The sequence below is a fragment of the Chitinimonas koreensis genome (genome assembly GCF_014353015.1).
In the GTDB taxonomy this organism is placed as follows: domain Bacteria; phylum Pseudomonadota; class Gammaproteobacteria; order Burkholderiales; family Chitinimonadaceae; genus Chitinimonas; species Chitinimonas koreensis.
In genome coordinates, this window is the sequence record NZ_CP060704.1 from 2,484,157 (window position 1) to 2,505,483 (window position 21,327).

The window sequence follows — 21,327 nt, forward strand, 5'->3', positions numbered from 1 at the left end:
TTTTGGAATGCGCTATCTTCGCGCGCGCATGTTGCGGAATGTATGCAGCCCGGGAGCACGGCCTAGGTCAGCTCGAACAGCAGCTCCTTCACCCGCGCCGCGCGCATGGCCGGATCGGGCAGGGCGGTCTCGACCCGCAGGCGGTCCTGGCCGGCCAGCTTGTAGTTCCGCTTCTGCTGGATCAGCTTGATGATCTTCATCGGGTCGATCGCGTTCTGCGCGGCGAACTGCACCGAGATCGCGGCGTCCGACGCGTCGAGCTTGAGCACGCCCATCGGCTTGGCGATCAGCCGCAGCCGGTGGCAGTCGAGCAGGATGCGCGCCGGCGGCGGCAACAGGCCGAAGCGGTCGATCAGCTCCTGCTGCATGTCGTCGAGTTCGTCGGCCGTCTCGCAGTTGGCCAGCCGCTTGTACAGCACCAGCCGCTCGTGCACGTCGGGGCAGTAGTCGTCGGGCAGCAGCGCCGGCGCGTGCAGGTTGATCTCGGTGGCGACGCCGAGCGGCGCGTTGAGGTCGGGCTCGACGCCCTTCTTCAGCGCCTTCACTGCTTCGTTCAGCATGGCCGAGTAGAGCGAGAAGCCGATCTCCTGCATCTCGCCGCTCTGGTCGTCGCCGAGCACTTCGCCGGCGCCGCGGATCTCGAGGTCGTGCATGGCGAGGTAGAAGCCCGAGCCGAGCTCCTCCATCGCCTGGATCGCCTCCAGCCGCTTGGCCGCCGAGGCCGTCAGCGACTTCACGTCGGGCACCAGCAGGTAGGCATAGGCCTGGTGGTGCGAGCGGCCGACCCGGCCGCGCATCTGGTGCAGCTGCGCCAGGCCGAACTTGTCGGCCCGGTTCATGATGATGGTGTTGGCGTTCGGGATGTCGATGCCGGTCTCGATGATGGTGGTGCACAGCAGCAGGTTGAAGCGCTGCTGGTTGAAGTCGCGCATCACGTGCTCGAGCTCGCGCTCGCGCATCTGGCCGTGCGCCACGCCGATGCGCGCCTCGGGCAAGAGCGCGGTCAGCTTCTCGCGCATGTTCTCGATGGTGTCGACCTCGTTGTGCAGGAAGAACACCTGGCCGCCGCGCTTGAGCTCGCGCAGCACCGCCTCGCGGATCACGCCGTCGCTCCAGTTGGCGACGAAGGTCTTGATCGCCAGCCGGCGGCTCGGCGCGGTGGCGATCACCGAGAAATCGCGCAGGCCTTCGAGGCTCATCGCCAGCGTGCGCGGGATCGGAGTGGCGGTCAGCGTCAGCACGTCGACCTCGTTGCGCAGCGCCTTGAGCTGTTCCTTCTGGCGCACGCCGAAGCGGTGCTCCTCGTCGATGATGACGAGGCCGAGGTTCTTGAACTTCACGCCGTCCTGCACCAGCTTGTGGGTGCCGATGACGATGTCGATGCTGCCCTCGGCCATGCCCTTCACCGCGGCGTCGATCTCCTTCTTGTTGCGGAAGCGCGAGAGTTCGGCCACCCGCACCGGCAGGTCGGCGAAGCGGTCGGCGAAGTTCTGGTAGTGCTGCTCGGCCAGCAGCGTGGTCGGCACCAGCACCGCCACCTGCTTGCCGTCGGCCACCGCGACGTAGGCAGCGCGCAGCGCGACCTCGGTCTTGCCGAAGCCGACGTCGCCGCAGATCAACCTGTCCATCGGCTTGCCCGAGGTCATGTCGGCGATCACCGCCTCGATGGCGGCGGCCTGGTCGGCGGTCTCCTCGAAGCCGAAGCCGGCGGCGAAGGCCTCGTAGTCGTGCACCTTGAAGCCGAAGGCGTAGCCCTCGCGCGCGGCGCGGCGGGCATACAGGTTGAGCAGTTCGGCGGCGGTGTCGCGCACCTGCTCGGCGGCGCGGCGCTTGGCCTTTTCCCACTGGCCCGAGCCGAGCTTGTGCAGCGGCGCGCCTTCCTCGCTGCCGCCGGCGTAGCGGCTGATGACGTGGAGCTGGGCCACCGGCACGTAGAGCTTGTCGCCGCCGGAGTACTCGAGCAGCAGCATCTCGGTGGCGCCTTCGCCCAGGTCCATGCTGATCAGGCCCTGGTAGCGGCCGATGCCGTGCTGCTCGTGCACCACCGGGTCGCCGACCTTGAGCTCGGACAGGTCGCGCAGCATGCCCTCGGCGTTGCTGCGCTTCTGCGCCTTGCGCCGGCTGGCGGTCGAGGCCTGGCCGTAGAGGTCGGCCTCGGTGATCACGGCCACGGTCGCCGCCGCCGCGATGAAGCCGCCGGCCAGCGGCGACACGCCGAGCATCACGCGCGCGCCGGCGGCCTCGAACTCGGCCCAGGTCTCGCAGGCGGCGACCTTGAGGCCGTATTCGGCGAAGTACTGCGACAGCGTCTCGCGCCGGCCCAGCGATTCGGCCAGCAGCAACACCCGGCCGGGGAAGGCGGCGACGAAGCCGGCCAGCTTGGCGACCGGATTGTCGGCGCGGCGGTCGACGCGCAGGTCGGGCAGCGCGGCGCTCGCTTCGCGCCAGGCGGTCTCGGCGGCGTTCTCGACCGCCGGGCCGGCCGGCGTCAGCTCGATCCGGCGGTAGGGCTTCATCAGCGTGAAGAAGCGGTCGACCGCGATGAACAGCTCGGCCGGCGGCAGCAGCGGCCGGTCGCGGTCGCCGGCCAGCATCTTGTAGCGGCTCTGGGTATCGCCCAGAAGCGCTCGGCCGCCTGCATCAGCTCGCCGTGCTGCACCAGCAGCGCCTCGCCGCCGACGTAGTCGAACACCGTGGCGGTGTGGTCGAAGAACAGCGGCAGGTAGTACTCGACGCCGGGCGGGATCAGGCCGCTGGAGATGTCCTTGTAGATGCGCGACTTGCTCGGATCGCCCTCGAACACCTCGCGGAAGCGCGAGCGGAACTTGGTCCGGCCGCCGTCGTCGAGCGGGAACTCGCGCGCCGGCAACAGGCGGATCTCGGGCACCGGGTAGATGCTGCGCTGGGTGTCGACGTCGAAGGTGCGGATCGTCTCGATCTCGTCGTCGAACAGGTCGAGCCGGTAGGGCAGCGGCGAGCCCATCGGGAACAGGTCGACCAGGCCGCCGCGGATCGAGAACTCGCCGGGGCCGTAGACCTGGGTGACGTGGCTGTAGCCGGCGAAGGCCAGGTCGGCGCGCAGCTTTTCGACGTCGAGCCGGGTCTTGGCCTTGAGCAGGAAGGTGTAGGCGGTCAGGTACTCGACCGGCGGCAGCGGCATCAGCGCGGTCTGGGCCGGCACGATGATGACCTCGGCCTGGCCCTGGCGGATCTGCCACAGCGTGGCCAGCCGTTCCGAGATCAGGTCGTGGTGCGGCGAGAAGCTGTCGTAGGGCAGCGTCTCCCAGTCGGGCAGCAGCGCCACCGTGCGGCCGGGCGCGAACCAGGCGATCTCGTCGCGCAGGCGCACGGCCTGCTGCGCATCGGCGGTGATCACCAGCAGCGGTCGGCTCTGCTGCGACAGCTCGGCCAGCAGGGCGGCGTCGCTCGAACCGGCCGGCAGGGCGAGGCGGGTGCGTTGGCCGGCGGGGGGCAGGGGCGGGAGGGGCAACAACGACGACATGGCGATGCGTGACCTGGCTTGAGGTGTCGGTGGGGACCGGGCGAAGGCGGCGATTATACGCCGCCGCCCCGGCCGGCCGTGTGGATAAGCGCCGCCGGTGCTGCGTGCGCGGACGCCGGAGGCCCGCAGGGCAGGCGGCTTGCCGAAACCGCTGCAATGACGTCTGCATGCGGGTTTGCGCGGTCCTGGCAATGCTTGGCATTTCACTTACAATCGATCGGATACAGACGCCTTAACAATCCTGGGACCGGTACGCTCCTGCCGCCCCAAACCAAAAGAGCGCGATGGAGAAGACCTCCCGATTGCGGCGTGCCCTGTTGCCGGGCGCAGCCGTCGGCATGGCCGTCATGGTCGCGCCGCAGCTTCCATTCTGGTTGACCGGCCTGCTCGCCCTTGGTGCGGCAGGCTTCGTCGCATTCGTCGCCGTGCGAGCCGCCGGCCGGGCCTCGAGCGACGAGGAGCGCAAGTTCCAGGCCTTCGTCGAGCTGTCGCAGGTCGGCCTCTACGTGGTGCAGGACGGCGTGCTGGCCTACGTCAATCCCATGCTCTACCGCACGCTCGGCTACGACGACGCCGGGCAGATGATCGGCCTGCCGGTCGATGCCTTCACCGCGCCGGAAGACCTGATGCTGCTGCGCGAGAACCATCGCCGCCGGCTCAGCGGCGAGGTCGACAGCGTGCGCTACACCTACCGCGCGCGGCGGCGTGACGGCAGCTACCTGTGGGTCGAGGCGCACGGCCGGCTGTTCGAATACCAGGGCCGCCCGGCCGTGATCGGGGTGGCGATCGACGTCAGCCAGCAGGTCGAGGCCGACCGCCAGTCGCGGCTGGCGGCGCAGGTGTTCGAGTCGGCCTCCGAGGGCATCCTGATCACCGACGCCGACAACCGCATCGTGGCGGTCAACCCGGCCTTCACCCGCATCACCGGCTACGAGGCGCAGCAGGCGGTCGGCCGGCTGTCGCGCATGCTGGCCGGGCAGGGCTCGCGCGCCGAGCTCAACCGCGAAATGCTCGACCACCTGGCCCAGGACGGCCACTGGCAGGGCGAGATGCGCGATCGCCGCGCCGACGGCAGCTGGTACCCGGTGTGGATGTCGATCTCGGCGGTGCGCGACCAGGGCGGCCGCATCATCAACTACGTCGGCGTGTTCACCGACTACACCAGCCGCAAGGAAGCCGAGACGCGGCTGCATTACCTGGCCAACCACGACGGCCTGACCGGCCTGCTCAACCGCAGCGGCCTGTTGACCGAACTGGAAGCCGAGATCCGCCGCGCGCGCGAATCGCATTCGCTGCTGGCCGTGCTGTTCCTCGACCTCGACCGCTTCAAGGCGATCAACGACACGCTGGGCCACGGCGCCGGCGACCGGCTGCTGGTGGCCGCCACCGAGCGGCTGCGCCATCACCTGAAGACGCGCGACCTGGTCGCCCGCCTCGGCGGCGACGAATTCACCGTGGTGCTCGAGAACCTGCCTTCGGTCGACGTGGCGGCCGAGGTGGCCGAGCGCATCGGGCAGGCGATGGCGCAGGCCTTCGTGATCGAGAACCAGGAGATGTTCGTCACCGCCAGCATCGGCGTGGCGATCTACCCGGGCGACGGCGCCGACGCGCAGACCCTGCTGAAGAACGCCGACGTGGCGATGTACCGCGCCAAGGAGCGCGGCAAGAACACCTACCAGTTCTTCTCCAAGGAGATGAACGCCCAGGCCTTCGAGCACCTGCTGCTGGAGAACAGCCTGCGCCACGCCTTGGATCGCGGCGAGTTCGAGCTGCACTACCAGCCGCAGGTCTCGGCCGCCAGCGGCGCCATCGTCGGCGTCGAGGCGCTGCTGCGCTGGCGCCATCCGGAACTCGGCCTGGTGCCGCCGGCCACCTTCATCCCGCTGGCCGAGCAGAACGGCCTGATCGTGCCGATCGGCGCCTGGGTGCTGCTCGAGGCCTGCCGCCAGGGTCGTGCCTGGTTCGACGCCGGCCACCGGCTCGAGCACGTCGCGGTCAACCTGTCGGCGCGCCAGTTCGACGACAGCCTGCTCGACACGGTGCGCGCCGCGCTCGAGCGCAGCGGCCTGCCGCCGGCCATGCTGGAGCTGGAGATCACCGAGAGCACCATCATGCAGAAGCCGAACGAAGCGGTGATCCTGCTCGACCGGCTGCGCGACATGGGGGTGGCGCTGTCGATCGACGACTTCGGCACCGGCTATTCCTCGCTGGTCAGCCTCAAGCAATTCCCGCTCGACCAGCTCAAGATCGACCGCGGCTTCGTCGCCGGCATCCCGCACGACGCCGACGACCTGGCGATCACCGAGGCCATCGTCGCCATCGCGCGCAAGATGCGGCTCAAGGTGGTGGCCGAGGGCGTCGAGACGGTCGACCAGTTCGACTTCCTGCGCGCCGCCGGCTGCGACCTGGTGCAGGGCTATCTGCTGGGCCGGCCGCAGCCGGCACAGGCGCTGGAGAAGCGGCTGGCGGCCGACCGGCTGCTGACGGCCGGGCCGGGCCGGTGGGGCAGGAGCGGGTTTGACGGTGCATTCCGGCGACTTCGGCGCGGCGGCATGCAAGGGTCGTTGCTGACGAGCGGTAGGTCGGCAGGTCGGAATTTATTCCGACAGAGGCTCCGGGCAAGGACGCCGGCGGAATAAATTCCGACCTGCGTGGTTCCGGCCTACAATGTCGGCTTCATATCAAGCAACCGCTTGCTTGTTCAAATGCCGACCCCGATCCCGCTGCACTTCTCGCATGGCAACAGCTTCCCGGCCAGCAGCTACCGCAAGTTCCTCCAGCATTTCGAGGCCGGCTACGACATCGGCTACATCGACACGCTGGGCCACGACCCGCGCTATCCGGTGACCGACTGCTGGCCCGGCCTGGTCGAGGAATCGCTCGACTACATCGCGCGGCGCTACCGCGAGCCGGTGATCGCGGTCGGCCATTCGCTCGGTGGCTTCCTTTCCTTCCTGTGCGCGGTGCGGCGGCCGGAGCTGTTCCGCGCCGTGGTTCTGCTCGATTCGCCGATCTTCTGCCGCCGCGTCTCGACCCTCCTGTGGCTGGGCAAGCGCTTCGGCTTCATCGAACGGCTGACGCCCGGCGGCGGCTCGCGCACGCGGCGGCACGAATGGCCGAGCCGCGAGCACGCGGTGCGCCATTTCGAGGGCCGCGGCATGTTCGCCGGCTTCGATCCCGACTGCCTGCGCGACTACGTGGCGGCCGGCACGGTGCCGGCCGGCGAGGGGGTGCGGCTGCGCTTCGAGCGCGAGATCGAATACCGCATCTACGTCGGCCTGCCGCACGACTTCCCGCGCTACCGCGGCCAGCTCAAGGTGCCGACCGGCTTCATCGGCGGCAACGCGTCCGAATACGTGCGGCCGGGCGACATCGACCATATGCGGCGCCACTTCGGCATCCTGACCGAGCGCTTCGAGGGCGGCCACCTGTTCCCGTTCGAGCAGCCGGCGCAGGCCGCCGATGCGGTGAAGGCGATGCTGGCGCGGCTGGGGCAGGGCGGCGCGGGCTGATCGAGGGATATACCCGCCCTCGAAACCCCAGGTCCGGCACGGCGCCGGTCGATTCGCCAGGCCATGCGGCAGGCGCCGCGCGAACGCCGGGCGCCGGCTGGGCTAGACTCCGCCTGTTTTCACTTTCGCCGGCCGCTTTCCCGATGACGTTCGCTTCCCTGGGTCTGATCGACCCGCTGCTCCAGGCGCTCGCCGCGCTCGGCTATCAAACCCCCACGCCGGTGCAGGCGCAGGCCATCCCGGCGGTGCTGGCCGGCCGCGACCTGATGGCGGCCGCCCAGACCGGCACCGGCAAGACGGCCGGTTTCGCGCTGCCCCTGCTGCAGCGGCTGGCCGGCGAAGGGCCGCCGGTCGGCAGCAACGCGGTGCGCGCGCTGGTCCTGGTGCCGACGCGCGAGCTGGCCGAGCAGGTCTACCAGAGCTTCCGCGCCTACGGCCAGCAGCTGCCGCTGCGCTATGGCGTGGCCTACGGCGGCGTCAGCATCAATCCGCAGATGATGAAGCTGCGCCGCGGCCTCGACGTGCTGGTGGCCACGCCGGGCCGGCTGCTCGACCTGATGGGGCAGAACGCGGTCAAGCTCGGCCAGTTGCGCACGCTGGTGCTCGACGAGGCCGACCGCATGCTCGACCTCGGCTTCGCCCGCGAGCTCGACGCGGTGTTCGCCGCCTTGCCGCGGCGGCGCCAGGTGCTGCTGTTCTCGGCCACTTTCTCCGACTCGATCCGCACGCTGGCGGCCGGCCTGCTGGCCGATCCGCTGAGCATCGAGGCCGGCCCGCGCAACGTGGCGGCCAGGACCGTCGCGCAGTGGCTGGTACCGGTCGACAAGAAGCGCAAGCCCGAGCTGTTCTGCCATCTGCTGCGCGACCGGCGCTGGGGCCAGGCGCTGGTGTTCGTCAAGACGCGCAAGGGCGCCGAGCAGCTGGTCGCCACCCTGACCGCGCGCGGCATCGCCGCCGATGCGATCCACGGCGACAAGAACCAGCCGGCGCGGCTGCGCGCGCTGGAGCGGTTCAAGGCGCTGGAGGTGCAGATCCTGGTGGCGACCGATGTGGCGGCGCGCGGGCTGGACATCGACGATCTGCCGCGGGTGGTCAACCTCGACCTGCCGATCGTGGCCGAGGACTACGTCCACCGCATCGGCCGTACCGGCCGGGCCGGCGCCAGCGGCGAGGCGGTTTCGCTGGTCTGCGCCGACGAAGTGCCGCTGCTGGCGGCGATCGAGACGCTGATCGGGCAGGTGCTGCCGCGCGAGGAGGAGCCGGGCTTCGAACCCGATCACCGGGTGCCGCTGACCGGCCCGCAGGCGGCGACGGCGAAGAAAAAGCCGAAGAAGCCGAAGGTGCCCAAGCAGGGTCTGCCGGCCAAGCCCGGTGGCGCGCCCAGGCAGGGCAACCCGGCCAAACCCGGCGCAGCCGGCAAACCGGTCCCGGCAGCCAAGCCCGCCGCAGCGGGCAAGCCGGCCGTTCCGGGCCAGCCGGGCGGCGTGGCCAGCCCGTTCCAGCTGTCCGCTCCGGGCAAGCCCGGCAAACCGCCCAAGGGCCGCTCGGGCCGTTAGGCCGCCGCACGGCTGTCGTCCGGTGCGCCAGCATTTACAGGGCAAGAGCGCCGGAGGGAGATCCGCTGCGGGCGGCTGGCCACCCGTTCAGCATCACTCGCGCGGCATGCCTTGCCGGTTCACCGTCACCGTCCGACCGGGCGGCTCGCTCATCTGCACATGGTGCTCGACGCCGCGGAATTCATAGCTCACGTCCCAGTAGTCCGGTGGTCCGTTCGACACCGTCTCGCAGCGACGCACGTCGCGTTCCTCGATCCGCTCGCGGTCGCGGCCGGCATTGGCGCCGATCGCCGCGCCGGCGACCGCGCCGCCGGCGGTGGCCAGGTCCTTGCCGCTGCCGCCGCCGACCTGATGGCCGAGGATGCCGCCGATCAGCGCGCCGGCGATGGCGCCGCCCACGTTCGCCTTGCCGCGGCCTTCCACCGCCACCTGCTGGCGTTCCACCCAGCAGTGCTGGCCCGGCTGGCCCATCACGGCGCGGACCGAGGTGACGCGCGCCTCGTAGAGCCGCTCGTTCGGGCGGCGGCGGTATTCGTAGACCGGTTCGGGCATCGGCTCGGGCGCCTCGTCGATACGGCGCCGGCTGTCGTAGGGACGCATCGACACCACCCGGCCGCGGATGCCCATCCGGTCCAGCGATGCATAGCTGCCCGGCCGCAGCACCACGCAGCGGCCGCGATAGCGCGTGTCGTCGCAGACTTCCCAGCGGCCGCGGTCGACGATGGCCGAGGCCGCCGGGCGGCGGAAGCCCTGGCGCTGCAGGTCGGCGACCGGCGAGCCGGTCGCGTAGGCGCGGCCGCGAAAGCCTTCGCGCTCGTAGAAGGTGACCTGCGCCGCGGCTTCGGCGGTCAGGACGAATGCCGATGCGGCCAGTACCGATTTCAGTTTCCAGTTCATGGGGCCTCCGATAGCAAGTGGCGGGAAATGACAACCGATCCGGCGGTCTGCGGCGCGTGGCATGCAGCCGCGCTGCCCGGTGGCCATGGACGCGGATGCCCGCTGCATCGCGCGCCTTCGGCACGTCATCTACAGGTACGGCCAGCCATATCCTCGGAAGGTTCAGTGCGATCGACCGTCGTCGGTCGCCGGCGGGTGTCCGCAAGCTGCCGCACCCGGCGGGAATCGTTGCGGAGCGGTGTGTCGGGCCCTGAATCGAGGCCGATGGTCGAACTTGCCCGGAGATAGTCGCCAGCCCGGTGCGGGACAGGCATAAGCTGTGGCTGCGCCGCGACGGCGCCGGACCCGCATGGGCGGGGCTGCTCTTGAGCGAGGCACGATGCCCAACATCCCGATTCGAAATACCGATCTGCGCGGCGCCGTACGCCTCGGTACCGATGCCGTGACCGGCGTGGTCGACCTGGTCGAGGCGCTGCACCACACCATCGTCCGCCTGCCCGGCCGGGCGGGCGCCATGCCGGGGCGGACCGGCGGCCTCACCGGTCTGGTCTACCGCAGCGTGCGCGGCGTGACGCGGCTGGTGGGCGGCGGCGTCGACGCCGTGCTCGGCCGCCTGGCGCCCTTGCCCGGCGACGACGGCAATTCGGCGGCGCGCGAAGCGGTACTGGCGGCGATCAACGGCGTGCTCGGCGATCACTTGGCGGCCAGCGGCAATCCGCTGGCGATCCCGATGCAATTGCGCAGCGAGGGCCGCGCGCTGCCGCTGCAGGCGGCGGCCCTGGCGGCCGCGCTGCCGGACGCGGGCGGCCGGCTGCTGGTATTGCTGCACGGACTGTGCATGAACGACCTGCAATGGCGGCGGCAGGGCCACGACCACGGCGCAGAGCTGGCGCGCGAGCTCGGCTGGACGCCGGTCTACCTGCACTACAACAGCGGCCTGCACATCTCGGCCAACGGCCGCGCCTGCGCCGAGCAGCTCGAAGCCCTGCTGGCCGCCTGGCCGGTGCCGATCGAACGCTTCGCCATCGTCGGCCACAGCATGGGCGGGCTGGTGGCGCGCAGCGCCTGCCACCACGCCGAGCTTGCCGGCCTGGCCTGGCGGTGGCAATTGCAGCAGATGGTCTTCCTCGGCTCGCCGCACCACGGCGCGCCGCTCGAGCGCGGCGGCAACTGGATCGACATCCTGCTCGGCGCCAGCGCCTATTCGGCGCCGTTCAGCCGGCTGGGCAAGATCCGCAGCGCCGGCATCACCGACCTGCGCCACGGCAACCTGCAGGACGAGGACTGGGCCGGCCGCGACCGCTTCGCTCGAATGGGCGACCGTCGGCTGCCGTTACCCCTGCCCGATGGCGTGGCCTGCTACGCGATTGCCGCGAGCACTGCGCGGCGGCCGGGCAGCCTGGGCGAGCGGCTGATCGGCGATGGCCTGGTACCGTTGGCGAGCGCCCTGGGCCGGCACGACGATCCGCGCTTCGACCTGGCGTTTCCGGCGGCGCGGCAATGGGTGGGATATGGCCTCAACCATCTCGATCTGCTCAGCGATCGGGAGGTGTACGAGTGTCTGCGGCGGTGGCTGGCCGAGCCTGCTGGCGCAGGCTGATGGCCGGATGAGGCGGGATGAGGATGAGGCCGGATGAGGCGGGATGGCGCCGGCAGATCCGGAGCGCATGCCGAGCGAGATGCGCGCAGCCATCCCGCTCGGCATGCCGGCCGGCTCAGGCCTTGCGCCGATAAGTGGCCTGCATGATCTGCCTCCACTGGCCGTCCTCGCCCTGCATGCGCGAGGTCAGGGTGCGCGAATCAGGCCCCTGGAGCTGGATGATGTCCTGGTAACGGATGATCTTGCCGGTGGTGAAGTCGGGCCCGTCGGCGTCGAGCGTCAGCGTGTCGGTGGCGGTATCGAGCGTGCCGGAATAGACCCACAGGTAACTCATCATGTCGGCCACGAAGGTGCCGACGAAGCGCTGGCTCGCCGGGTTGTAGCCCAGCGTCATGATCGACTTCCACGGGCCGTCGCTGCCCTGGGCCTGGCCATTGGCGATCACCCACAGATCGCCGAAGGCGCCGACCGAATCGCTGCCCGTCATCTTGCCCGGCGGCTGGTCCGGTCCCATGCTGTATTCGCTTTCGTACTCCCATTCGCCGATGAGCCGGGCCAGCCAGCGGTGCTCGGATTGTGCTTGTTCGTTCATGTTCGGATCCTCCAGGGTTCGTACCAGTTGCGGTGCAAGGCCGGGTCCGGCCGCTTGGCACAGTATGGCCGGCCCGCCGCAGGATGCCAGCCTGTTCCGCCTCCTCCGCGCCGGCAGGCCGGGCCAGGGAAACGCCTAGCCGGTGAAACGCCTGGTTGGACGCGCCGGCCGATCCACGCATCCTGTCCCCACCGCTCGTCCGCAAGGGCGACGGCAAATGCGACGGCGCGGCGGCCCGGTTGAGCTGGATCAAGCCCGGCCGTACGCGCTTCGTTATCTTTCTCCTACATACCGAAATCGCCGACGCGACCCCGGGCCGAACGAGCACGGCGGCGCGCCAGGACGAAAAATCCACACGATAAGATCGATCAAGGCGGACATCATGGCGGACACCGTGGAGCTGATCGTGCTGCGCTCGAAAGAAGAGCTACAGCGTTTCGTCGACGAACTCGACCAACTGGAGCCGATCCCGCTGGGACGGCTGCTGCGCGAGTACGGGTTGGTCGAGCCCCAGGCGCTCGATGCGGCGCTGGGGCTGCAGCGCCTGCGCCCCGAGCGGCGCATCGGCGACATCCTGGTCGGGCTGGGGCTGGTCTCGCCGCGCACGCTCGAATACGCGCTGGGCTTGCTGGTCGGCTCGCCGCGCGTCGTGCTCGACCTGATCGAGCCCGACCCGGCTGCCATGCAGCTCCTGCCGGTCGCCACGATGCTGGAGCAGCGGGTGCTGCCGCTGCTGAGCACCCAGGACAAGCTGGTGCTCGCCTGCGCCCGCCTGCCGGCCCAGGAGGCGATGGCCAAGCTGCAGTTCATCGCCCAGAAGACACCGCTGATGATGCTGGCCGACCGTAGCGCGCTCGACGCGGCGCTGAGCCGCCACGTCGACCCGCTGGCCGAGGAGCTGACCAGCTCGTCGCTGCAGGTGGCGGAGCAGGAGGAACTGGACCCGCGGCTGTGGCGCGAAGCGGAGCTGCAGGCCAAGCAGGAGCCGGTGGTGCGGCTGGTGGACAGCTTCCTGCTCGAGGCCATCCACGGCCAGGCCTCGGACATCCATATCCGGCCGCGTGCCGACGGCTTCGACCTGCTGTACCGGGTGGACGGCAGCCTGCGCTCGATCCGGCGGCTGGAAACCAACCTGCTGCGGGCAGTGGTGAGCCGGATCAAGATCATCTCCCGCCTCAACATCGCCGAGCACCGCCGGCCGCAGGACGGCCACGCCCGCATCGTCGACAGCGGCAATCCGATCGACCTGCGCGTCTCGGTGATTCCGACCCAGTATGGCGAAAGCGTGGTGATCCGGATCCTGAACAAGCGCCGCGGCTTGCGCTCGGTCGGCGAGGTCGGCTTCAGCGAGCACGACGAGCGGGTGTTCCGCGACATCATCTCGCGCAACAGCGGCATGTTGCTGGTGACCGGGCCGACCGGCTCGGGCAAGACCACCACGCTCTATGCGGCCTTGCAGGAGATCATCGCCAAGCAGGTCAACGTGGTGACGGTGGAGGACCCGGTGGAGTACGAGCTGGCCGGCGTGCGCCAGTTGCAGCTCGACGAGGCGATCGACTTCAGTTTTCCGCAGGCGCTGCGCCACATCCTGCGGCACGACCCGGACGTGATCATGATCGGCGAGATGCGCGACGCCGAGACCGCCCGCATCGGCTTCGAAAGCGCGCTGACCGGCCATCTGGTGGTGAGCACGCTGCACAGCAATTCGGCGGCGCAGGCGGTGCTGCGGCTGCAGGAAATGGGCACCCGGCCGCACCTGGTCAAGAACGCGCTGCTGGGCGTGATCGGCCAGCGGCTGGTGCGCTGCAACTGCCCGGACTGCGCCGAGCCGGAAGCGGTGGCGCCGCACATCCTCGAGGCTTTCGGCTGCGAGGCCTCGCCCCGCTTCCGGCGTGGCCGCGGCTGCGCCCGTTGCCATTACACCGGCTTCCGCGGCCGCCGCATGGTCTACGAGCTGCTGCCGTTCAGCGAAGCGGTCCGCGAGGCGATCGGCGAGCAGACCTCGCTGCGCGAGCTGCGGCGGATCGCCATGTCGGAAGGCATGCGCCCGATCACCGCGCACGGCCTGGCGCTGGCGCAGGAGGGGCTGGTGTCGCTGGTCGAGGTCTATCAGTCCTGCAGCTGAAGCGGAGCTGGGCAGACCGATTCCGCGCGATAACTCCGCTGCATGTTTGGCCGGCCACGCCGCTATACCGCTCCCCCGGATGCGTCGACCCAGCCCGTGCCGTTCCACCAGATCGGCTTGCCGTCCGCGTCCAGCGTGGTGTCGAGGTGGAGGGCGCCGATGTCGGCCGAGGTCAGCGACGGGCGATTGGCCGTACTGTCCTTCTTGATGCCGAACTGCCGGACCAGCCGGAACGTTGCCGTGGAGGTGCCGTTGGCCGTGCAGGCGTATTCCTCGCCGGCACCGGGGGCGGGATTGGCGACGCGGACGCGCATGCCCTTGATGCCGGGGCCGGTGGGCATGGCGTCGGCCACGAAGATCCCGGCGAAATGCGTATACAGGTCCGGATTGGCCGCGGCGTAGGCCGCGCTGTATTCGGCGTAACGGTGCGCGCCTTGCCAAGTGAGCGCCCACAGCGCGTTGCTGTTGTTGTAGTAGACCTTGTAGGTTGCCGTGGCCGCCGAGAAGTCGCAGTCCCGCAGCGTGACCTTGCCGAAATAGCTTCCATAGCCGCCCACGTTGATCGCGCCGACGCCGGGGGTCGTGGCGTGGCCGGCGATGTGGCAGCCGATGAACTCGTAAATGCCGTTGGCGTAGGCGTTGATCGTCTGCTGATAGAGCGCGCTGAAGCCGCAGCAGACGAAGCGAACGAGGTAGGGCTGGCTGCCGCTGTAGGTGGCGTTGTTCTTGATGGCCGGTCCGGTCGTGGTGGCCGATGCGCCGGCGCCCGGTTCGAAGCGGCAGTGGACGAAATCCAGATGGAAGCCGCCATCGCTCGCCTGGCTGCGAGGATAGAACGGACTAATCTCGTCGGTGCCCGCATCGTAGCGGTTGACGATGGTACAGGCCTCGACCACCGAGCCTGGTGCCAGGCTCACCCAGTATTCGTTGTTGCCCGAGCCGACCGTGAAAGTGGAATTGCAGGCCCGCAGCCTGGCTGCCCGGACCACCAGTTTGGCCACTGCCACGCAGCGGTCGACCACGATGGTCTGCGCGGCCGGCGCCGCCTCGTAGGCGGTGAATTCAAGGCTGTCGATCACGCAATCGCGGAATGCCGCGGACGGCAGCACGCCTTCGGCCGGACTGGCGGCATTCGGTTCGCATTGCGCGTACAGCCCGCTGCAATGAGACACGGTCAGGTTCTCGACCGTGACCTGGAATTCGAAGTCGCCGCGCTGACCGCACCCTCGCGCCAACAGGCGGTTTCGGTCAGGTTCGTCACGGAGTATTCCAAGGACTGGATTGAGGTGGAGCCGCGACTTCGCGTCGATCCTGCATCGGTTGGCGGGATCCGGAACCCCGGCCCATGCGGGGCGACAGGCTGCCGGTCCCCGCTGCGGCTTGTTCGGGCGTCGAAGGCATCCGCTCATTCGATGAGCGCGCCATGGTCGAAGTGCGACTGCCCGGTCAGGCATTCATGGAACAGCATCGCGTAGCCGGCGGTAACCGGTGCACGCGGGGATTTGGCACTGACGATCTTGCGGGCACCGATCCAATCCGTCTTGGAACCATCGAAGAATTGCGAGAGCCGATATTTGTCGGTGAATGCGCCGTCGAACATGCCGATGATCAGAATTGCCGCAGCCGTTTCGGTTTGCAATGCCAGGTCGGGATTGTCGTAAAGTGCTGTTTCGGGTTGCAAGCCGAGCAATTTTCCGAATTTCTCGTAGTTATAGTCATGGGTTAATTGAGAAAAGCCGCGGCCGTAATAGGATTTGCCGTTGCCTTTGGGCTGAGCATATGCGCCCAGATTTTTATGGATACAGGTTTCAGTCTTGCAGCCCATGGCTTCGTGCACCGGCCTCATCGTACTGGCGGTTTCGCGGAAGGTCGTGCCGAGGACATAGGCGACCTGCCGGGTGTCTCCATGCAGGTTCCGCCTCTCGATCTCATCGAGGATGATGCCAATGTTTTCCCTGCCTGCACCTTTGTAGCTGGCACTGGAAAGATGGAAGGTCCTGATCGCACCTCGATCGTATGCGCGGAAACTTTTCTTCGATTCGGCCAGTTTCTTGCAATTGTCGAACAGCGCGGTGCGATCCAGCCGTTCGGCCGGCTCCGACGAAATGGATGCGACGCTGATGCCGATCAGCAATGGCAGAAACAGGATTTTCATGCGCCTTTCTCCTCTTGTCCTTATCGCCGGACGGTTCCGGCCGTAATGACGGCTACGGTGCCCGATTAGGCGGACGCATCGATCGAAGCCGAGCCGCGGTCTCATGACAAAGACTAGATCAGCGAATTGAAAGAAATGCCTGCAATGGCATGAAAGGCCGATGCCGAGCGTTACGGAAGGTAACAGCGATACCGCAAGCGGTACCGCTGTCCTATTCCGGATGCCGGCCTGTTGCGTCTATGGCGCGGGCACGCTTGATGCCCACGCCGGCGTGCCTCAAATCCTATTCCCCATCACCATGAACACGGCCGCCGCCAGGAGCCCCGCCCTGGCCTGCTCGTGCGGCCCCAGTTCCACGACGGCTTGCCCCAGGTGCTGGATGCCGATCCGGCTGGACGGGGCGACGAGCGGAAATTCAATGCTTCGATGTCTACCAATCTGCTGGACATGATGTGCTCCTTGGTTTGCGTCCACTGCAGACGCGGGTGAACCGTGGCGGCGGCGGGCGCGCGTGTCGCGCGCCGCCTGTCTCCGCTGTTGCCCGAACAGGCCCGGCCGACCTCAGCTCAGCCGTTGTAGAGATACTTGCGCGCGCCGACCGGACCCGTGGGCGTATCGGTGCAGCAGGGGCAGTCGAAGCCGCTGCCGACGTGGCGGCCCTTGTGGCGGAAGTCCCAGTGCGAACCCTGGCCGGGACACGGGCCTTCGGCGTTCTGCGGCTGCTTGTCGACGTCCAGCTTGGCGTTGGCCGGTAGCCGTGCACCGCGCCGTACGGCTTGCTCCAGCGCCTCGAAGGTGTCGAAGCGGTCACCCGGCCGGCCGAAGTCCTTGCACTCGATGACCATCGGGTATTCCGAGGCGCAGGTCTTGACCGGCTGCTGGCCCAGGCCGGCTGCCGGTGTGCTTGCCGTGCGTACGCCGGTGGTGGTGGTCGTGGTGGTGCTGGTGGTGCCGTCGGGATGGGTGGTGGTCGTCGTGGTGGTGGTCGTCGCGCTCGGTCCCAGCACCTGCGCGCCGGCCGGCGGGAAGTCGCAGCGGTCCCAGATGCACTGGAAGCTGCAGCCGAACGAGCTTTCGAAGGGGTTGAAGCCAACCGTCACATAGCCGTGGAACACCGGGATGCCGCCGCGGTCGACACAGGCCGCCACGGTGGTGGCCAGTTCCTGGCTGCAATCCGAGGTCCACTTGTCGATCAGCGCGATCAGGCCGCAGATGGCGGCGGCGCCGAGGCCGAAGACGACGATCGGCGGCACCGGGTCGGTCCACACCAGCAGGTCGACCACGTGACCGCAGCCGTCGTCGTATTGGCCGGCGTAGACGTCATAGGTGTCGCCGGCATCGCGCGACTGGGTGACGCGCAGGCGCGGCTTCCATTCGCGGCCGTCCGCCTCGACCAGCACCATCTCCTTGCCGATGGTGCCTTCCAGCGGCCGCTCCACGATCTCGACGCCATCGGGCAGGTGGCGCGGCACCGCCAGCTCGAGCGGTGTCGTCTTGCTCATCTTGAAGTCGCCGAGGGTCGCCTTGAACCGCACCAGGTCGCCTTTGCCGCCGCCACAGCAGCAGGCGGCCGGCAGCGAGCCCATCAGTACCTGCCCGGTCTCGGCGAACCGCGCGACGAATTCGGCGGTTTCCTTGTTCTTTGCCACATCCATGTCGATCTCCTTCCAGTGCATCGGTGAATGACGGAGGAGTCGATCGAGTCGGTGTCGAGGGCTCGGCGTGTCCTGGCCATTCGATGGGAACGGGCGTGGCCATGGCTATGTGCCCAGCCGCGTGCCGTCCGTTTTCCGCTCGCTTGTGTTGTTGTGGTTGAAAGATGGCCGGCATGCAGCACTGCTGCATTTCGGTTTGCAAGGCAATTCATCCGGCGTTGCACCGGCAACTGGGGCTGGGAGCATTTCTGCTCGGGCGGATTTGCGTTGGGCAAATTGCCTTCGCGGTTCTTCCTGCGTGGGCACGTGAATCGTGCCTTCTGCGTGGAGGAAAAGGGGCGCCCGACGCTCCCCTGGTTTGTCGGGCTCAATTCATTGGAGTGCTGGATTGGATATTCGAGTTTGCGCCAGCGCTACTTATTTTTCAGCGGAAACGGCAACTGCACCGAGCTCGGCGAATACGCCGCCGACCACACATGGCCGCTGCCCGCATCGCAACTCGCGCTGCCCTGTCCGATCTGGTACGGCCCGGTATAGAGCGGGCATTTGCAGTTGGCATAGCCGGTTTTCTTGCCGTTCGGGTCGCGCTCGTAGCTGCACGAGGCGGTCATGCAGCCGGCGTAGGCGGCCGGCGTGGTCGAGCAGTCCTTCTGCGCCGTGCCGTAGACCGAGGTTTTGGCGAAGCTGAAGGTGGAGATCAGCTCGGATTTCGGCGCCATCGGCGTGGTGCCGTCGGCGCCGGCCTGCAGGTAGCCGCAGACCGGGGCGGTCGGCAGCGGCGGTTCGGTGGTGCCGAGCCTTTCCTTGGCCATCGAGGTCATGTTGCGGCAGCTGGCGCCGTCGGTGCCGCAGGCGCGCACCGTTTCGACATAGGCCTCGGTATTGCGGATCGAGTTGATGTCGACGAAGGACAGGCCCGACTGCACATAGCAGCGGCAGTTGGCGTAGTTGTTCGCCGCGGTGCAGGGCAGGCTGGGCGAGCCGCCGGCCGGGCCGGAGTAGTAGCACAGCGCGTAGGCCGAGGACGAGCAGGCGAGGAAGTTGGTCGGCGACAGCACGATGTTGGCGGCGGCCGGGCCGTAGCTGGTGGTCCAGAATTCGTTGGCGACGTAGGGGGCGGGGCAGTCCTTGTCGCAGGTGGCGGGCATGTCCTGGGCCAGGGCGGCGGCGGACAGCAGCAGCGTTGCGATGAGCGCCAGCAAGGCGCCGAACGGGTTGTGCATGGTGGGATTCCTCCTGGGAAGAGTGCTGCGCTCAGACCGGCTGCAACTGGGCGACGACGGTGGTCGCCGGCGCGCCGGCCAGCGGCACGTCGACCAGCGTGCCCTTGAAGCCGACGAAGGCCTTGCCGGCCGGCGCCTGGTAGCTGAACGGCTGGCGGTCGGTGGTGTTGGCCATGCTGCCGTAGGGGCCGAGCAGCTGGCCCGGGCGGTGCGCAGGCTCAGCTGCACCACGCAGTTCCGGCCGAACCAGGCACCGGTGTAGCCGAAGACTTCGACGATGGAATCGCCCGCGTTCAGCGCGATGGGTTCCGCCGTGCCCGAATAGCCGCCGTGCTGCGGCAACTGGCCGTCCCCGTCGCCGGCCTGGATCGCATCGAGGACGTCGCCGTGGCGGACCGTCAGCGTGGCGATCGGCGCCGTCACCGGCAGCGCGTTGCCCTGGCGGTCGCGCTTCATCAGGCTGTCGTCGAAGCCCGCGCCGCCGACCTCCTGAGCCAGCGTGCCGCGGGTGAACTGCCACATCTGGCGGGTGATGGTGTAGCGCGGCAGGTTGGTCTGGTGGTCGGTGTCGTCGTTGTCGATGCGCCAGGCATAGAGCCCGCCGGCGCCGACTTCGACGCACTTGGCGATGTAGGCCGCGATGCCGCATTCGGGCGGGAAGAAGCCGCTGGTGCTGTCGTTTTCGCTGCAGATGCCGACATGGATCTTGCCTGGCTCGATGCCGAGACCGATGAAGCGGTCGATGTAGTTCAAGCGCTGGTAGGACTGGACGTTGACGATGTCGACGTACCGATTGACCACCTGCGCGTCGAGCGCCTCGGTCGTGTCGGGCGAGATCGACAGGTAGCGCGCATTGCCGATCGCCTGCTTGACCTGGGTGAACAGGTAGGAGGCCGTGCCTTCTTCGAAGGGAACCTGCTCCCAGTCGAAATCCAGCCCGTCGAGGCCGTAGCGGTCGAGGAAGGCGGGAATGGTCTGCGCGAAGGCCGCGATCTTCTCGTCGGTATCGAGCGAGCTGAATCCGCCGACCCAGCCGGTCTGGGCGAACAGGACCAGCTCCGGGTTCTCGGCGCGGGCCTCGGCTACCACCGCGCGGACCCGGGCGTCCTGGTCGAAGTACAGCGCCGGCGGGTTCGAGCCCGGCTGGAGCTGGGCGAAGCCGATGTAGAGGTAGTCGACGTACTTGAACGGCCGGTTGCCGGCCGCGATGCTGTTCATCAGGTTCTGGTAGTTGCCGTCGCCGACGAAGACCGTCTGGATCGATCTGTACATGGATTGTTTCCTCCTTGGACCATCTTCATTCGACCGGCATTGCGGTCGTTATCGAAGACTAGACAGCGACCCGCCGGACCGAAACGTGCCGCAGCGAGGTCAGGGTTACAGCGCCGTAACAGCGGGCTGCTGCCGCCGAACCGGAGTTCGACTCGGCCGCTATTCGATGAGCGTGCCGTGGTCGATGAGCGGCTGGCCGGTCAGGCATTCGTGGAACAGCAAGACTAGATCAGCGGACGGCAAGAGATGCGTGCGATGGCGCGCAGCGCCGATGCCGGGCGCAAAGCCAGGTAACGGCGGCGCCAGCGGTGGCGCCGCCGTCCGGGGGCCGAGCCGTCGCGCCCGCGGCGTCGGCCTGTCCGATGGCTGCGCCGGCCGGCCTCAGGTCCGATTGCCCAGCAGCATGAACACCGCCTCGGCCGCCGCCAGGAAACCCGCGCCGGTCTTCTCGTAGCGCGTCACGTTCACCGACTGCCCGACGTTGCCGCCGATCGCCAGCACGAAGTCGGGCGCCACGCTGACCACGATGTCGCTATGGCTCTTGAAGGCGTCGCTGCTTGCCGCGTCGTCGAAGTCGCGCGGCGTCTCGCGCCAGCGGCAGACCAGGTCGCCGATCTCGGGCCGGCGCTCGTGCAGGCGGAAGCCCCAGAACGGCGCATCCGCGTCGTTGGCGCGGCGCTTGGCGATCGCGTCGTGCAGGTACTTGGAATGCGCCGCGGCGAAACGGAAATCGCGGTAGCGCGGGAAGTCGTGGCCGGCCTGGCGGACCATGAAGGAAATGGCGGCGGCCGACCACGGCGTGTCGCGGTCGCGGCCGTCCAGGTCGATGCCGATCGCGCGCCACATTTCGCCGACATAGCGGTAGTAGGGGGCCAGATGCTCCTGGCCCAGGCCCTGCTCGAAGCGCAGCCATTGGCCCACCGCCGCGGCGACCAGCGCTTCGCGCGCCGGCGGCGCCGGTTCGCGCAGCGAGGGCTGGCCGCCGATCTCGCTCTTCACCATGCCGCTGACCGCGGCGCCGTCGATGCTGGCGCGAACGCGGGTCCAGCCGGCCTGCTCGTGCGGCCCCAGCACCTCGACCGGCTGACCCAGGTGCAGGATGCCGAGCCGGGTCGCCGGCTCGACGATGGGGGCGGAACGGAGGTTCAGCGCCTCCAGGTCTACGAATCTGCTGCTCATGACGAACTCCTGTCCGATCGACGAGGTGGCGGCAGTGCGCTGCCCGGCGCGCCGATCGT

13 protein-coding genes and 1 pseudogene are annotated in these 21,327 nt (G+C 68.6%); 6 read left to right on the forward strand and 8 right to left on the reverse strand.

Annotated elements, in window-relative coordinates:
• Positions 1-62 precede the first annotated feature (62 nt).
• Positions 63-3,502: pseudogene (gene mfd, locus H9L41_RS10655) on the reverse strand (transcription-repair coupling factor).
• A gap of 338 nt (positions 3,503-3,840) precedes the next feature.
• Between mfd and H9L41_RS10660 the strand changes: the two are divergent.
• The 3 genes from H9L41_RS10660 (at position 3,841) to H9L41_RS10670 (ending at position 8,570) form a co-directional block, all read left to right on the forward strand.
• Entirely contained in the window at positions 3,841-6,141 is a 2,301-nt protein-coding gene (locus H9L41_RS10660) for a putative bifunctional diguanylate cyclase/phosphodiesterase (RefSeq protein WP_265583999.1), read from the forward strand.
• A 66-nt stretch (positions 6,142-6,207) separates the two neighbouring features.
• Positions 6,208-7,014 (forward strand): alpha/beta fold hydrolase, encoded by an 807-nt coding sequence (locus tag H9L41_RS10665; protein WP_028445910.1) that lies wholly within the window; start codon positions 6,208-6,210, stop codon positions 7,012-7,014.
• A gap of 143 nt (positions 7,015-7,157) precedes the next feature.
• Positions 7,158-8,570: a DEAD/DEAH box helicase gene (locus H9L41_RS10670; protein WP_084300140.1), complete on the forward strand. Its 1,413-nt coding sequence runs from the start codon at positions 7,158-7,160 to the stop codon at positions 8,568-8,570.
• A gap of 93 nt (positions 8,571-8,663) precedes the next feature.
• Here H9L41_RS10670 and H9L41_RS10675 read toward each other — a convergent pair whose 3' ends face one another.
• The gene (locus tag H9L41_RS10675; RefSeq protein ID WP_028445911.1) at positions 8,664-9,467 is read right to left on the reverse strand and encodes a beta/gamma crystallin-related protein; all 804 of its coding nucleotides are present in this window, start codon (positions 9,465-9,467) and stop codon (positions 8,664-8,666) included.
• Between the two features lie 379 nt (positions 9,468-9,846).
• Here H9L41_RS10675 and H9L41_RS10680 point away from each other — a divergent pair, with 379 nt between their 5' ends.
• Positions 9,847-11,067, forward strand: a complete 1,221-nt coding sequence (locus H9L41_RS10680) for an esterase/lipase family protein (protein ID WP_034606704.1) — start codon at positions 9,847-9,849, stop codon at positions 11,065-11,067.
• Positions 11,068-11,182: 115 nt separating this feature from the next.
• Here H9L41_RS10680 and H9L41_RS10685 read toward each other — a convergent pair whose 3' ends face one another.
• On the reverse strand, positions 11,183-11,659 hold the full coding sequence (locus H9L41_RS10685) for a DUF1579 domain-containing protein (RefSeq protein WP_028445913.1): 477 nt from the start codon (positions 11,657-11,659) through the stop codon (positions 11,183-11,185).
• Positions 11,660-11,814: 155 nt separating this feature from the next.
• On the opposite strand from H9L41_RS10685, the gene H9L41_RS10690 reads away from it, so the two are divergent.
• Positions 11,815-12,021 (forward strand): hypothetical protein, encoded by a 207-nt coding sequence (locus tag H9L41_RS10690; protein WP_187523809.1) that lies wholly within the window; start codon positions 11,815-11,817, stop codon positions 12,019-12,021.
• A gap of 20 nt (positions 12,022-12,041) precedes the next feature.
• Positions 12,042-13,784 (forward strand): GspE/PulE family protein, encoded by a 1,743-nt coding sequence (locus H9L41_RS10695; protein ID WP_028445914.1) that lies wholly within the window; start codon positions 12,042-12,044, stop codon positions 13,782-13,784.
• A 62-nt stretch (positions 13,785-13,846) separates the two neighbouring features.
• On the opposite strand, the gene H9L41_RS10700 is transcribed toward H9L41_RS10695, so the two are convergent.
• From H9L41_RS10700 to H9L41_RS10720, 5 genes are all read right to left on the reverse strand, one after another.
• On the reverse strand, positions 13,847-14,893 hold the full coding sequence (locus tag H9L41_RS10700; protein WP_187523810.1) for a hypothetical protein: 1,047 nt from the start codon (positions 14,891-14,893) through the stop codon (positions 13,847-13,849).
• Between the two features lie 296 nt (positions 14,894-15,189).
• Positions 15,190-15,939 (reverse strand): glycoside hydrolase family 19 protein, encoded by a 750-nt coding sequence (locus H9L41_RS10705; RefSeq protein ID WP_169730166.1) that lies wholly within the window; start codon positions 15,937-15,939, stop codon positions 15,190-15,192.
• Positions 15,940-16,505: 566 nt separating this feature from the next.
• The gene (locus tag H9L41_RS10710; protein ID WP_157461937.1) at positions 16,506-17,594 is read right to left on the reverse strand and encodes a hypothetical protein; all 1,089 of its coding nucleotides are present in this window, start codon (positions 17,592-17,594) and stop codon (positions 16,506-16,508) included.
• Positions 17,595-18,007: 413 nt separating this feature from the next.
• Positions 18,008-20,089, reverse strand: coding sequence for a glycosyl hydrolase family 18 protein (locus H9L41_RS10715; RefSeq protein WP_187523811.1), 2,082 nt, complete (start codon positions 20,087-20,089; stop codon positions 18,008-18,010).
• 381 nt (positions 20,090-20,470) lie between these two features.
• Positions 20,471-21,268 carry a DUF2272 domain-containing protein gene (locus tag H9L41_RS10720; protein ID WP_028445919.1) on the reverse strand — a complete coding sequence of 266 codons (798 nt, stop codon included), beginning with the start codon at positions 21,266-21,268 and terminating at the stop codon, positions 20,471-20,473.
• Positions 21,269-21,327: the final 59 nt, after the last annotated feature.

Excerpts from the sequence above, each read along its gene's own strand:
- H9L41_RS10660 (WP_265583999.1), top strand. The coding sequence starts at position 3,841 with ATGGCCGTCATGGTCGCGCCGCAGCTTCCATTCTGGTTGACCGGCCTG.
- H9L41_RS10665 (WP_028445910.1), top strand. The coding sequence starts at position 6,208 with ATGCCGACCCCGATCCCGCTGCACTTCTCGCATGGCAACAGCTTCCCG.
- H9L41_RS10670 (WP_084300140.1), top strand. The coding sequence starts at position 7,158 with ATGACGTTCGCTTCCCTGGGTCTGATCGACCCGCTGCTCCAGGCGCTC.
- H9L41_RS10675 (WP_028445911.1), bottom strand. The coding sequence starts at position 9,467 with ATGAACTGGAAACTGAAATCGGTACTGGCCGCATCGGCATTCGTCCTG.
- H9L41_RS10680 (WP_034606704.1), top strand. The coding sequence starts at position 9,847 with ATGCCCAACATCCCGATTCGAAATACCGATCTGCGCGGCGCCGTACGC.
- H9L41_RS10685 (WP_028445913.1), bottom strand. The coding sequence starts at position 11,659 with ATGAACGAACAAGCACAATCCGAGCACCGCTGGCTGGCCCGGCTCATC.
- H9L41_RS10695 (WP_028445914.1), top strand. The coding sequence starts at position 12,042 with ATGGCGGACACCGTGGAGCTGATCGTGCTGCGCTCGAAAGAAGAGCTA.
- H9L41_RS10705 (WP_169730166.1), bottom strand. The coding sequence starts at position 15,939 with ATGAAAATCCTGTTTCTGCCATTGCTGATCGGCATCAGCGTCGCATCC.
- H9L41_RS10710 (WP_157461937.1), bottom strand. The coding sequence starts at position 17,594 with ATGGATGTGGCAAAGAACAAGGAAACCGCCGAATTCGTCGCGCGGTTC.
- H9L41_RS10715 (WP_187523811.1), bottom strand. The coding sequence starts at position 20,089 with ATGTACAGATCGATCCAGACGGTCTTCGTCGGCGACGGCAACTACCAG.
- H9L41_RS10720 (WP_028445919.1), bottom strand. The coding sequence starts at position 21,268 with ATGAGCAGCAGATTCGTAGACCTGGAGGCGCTGAACCTCCGTTCCGCC.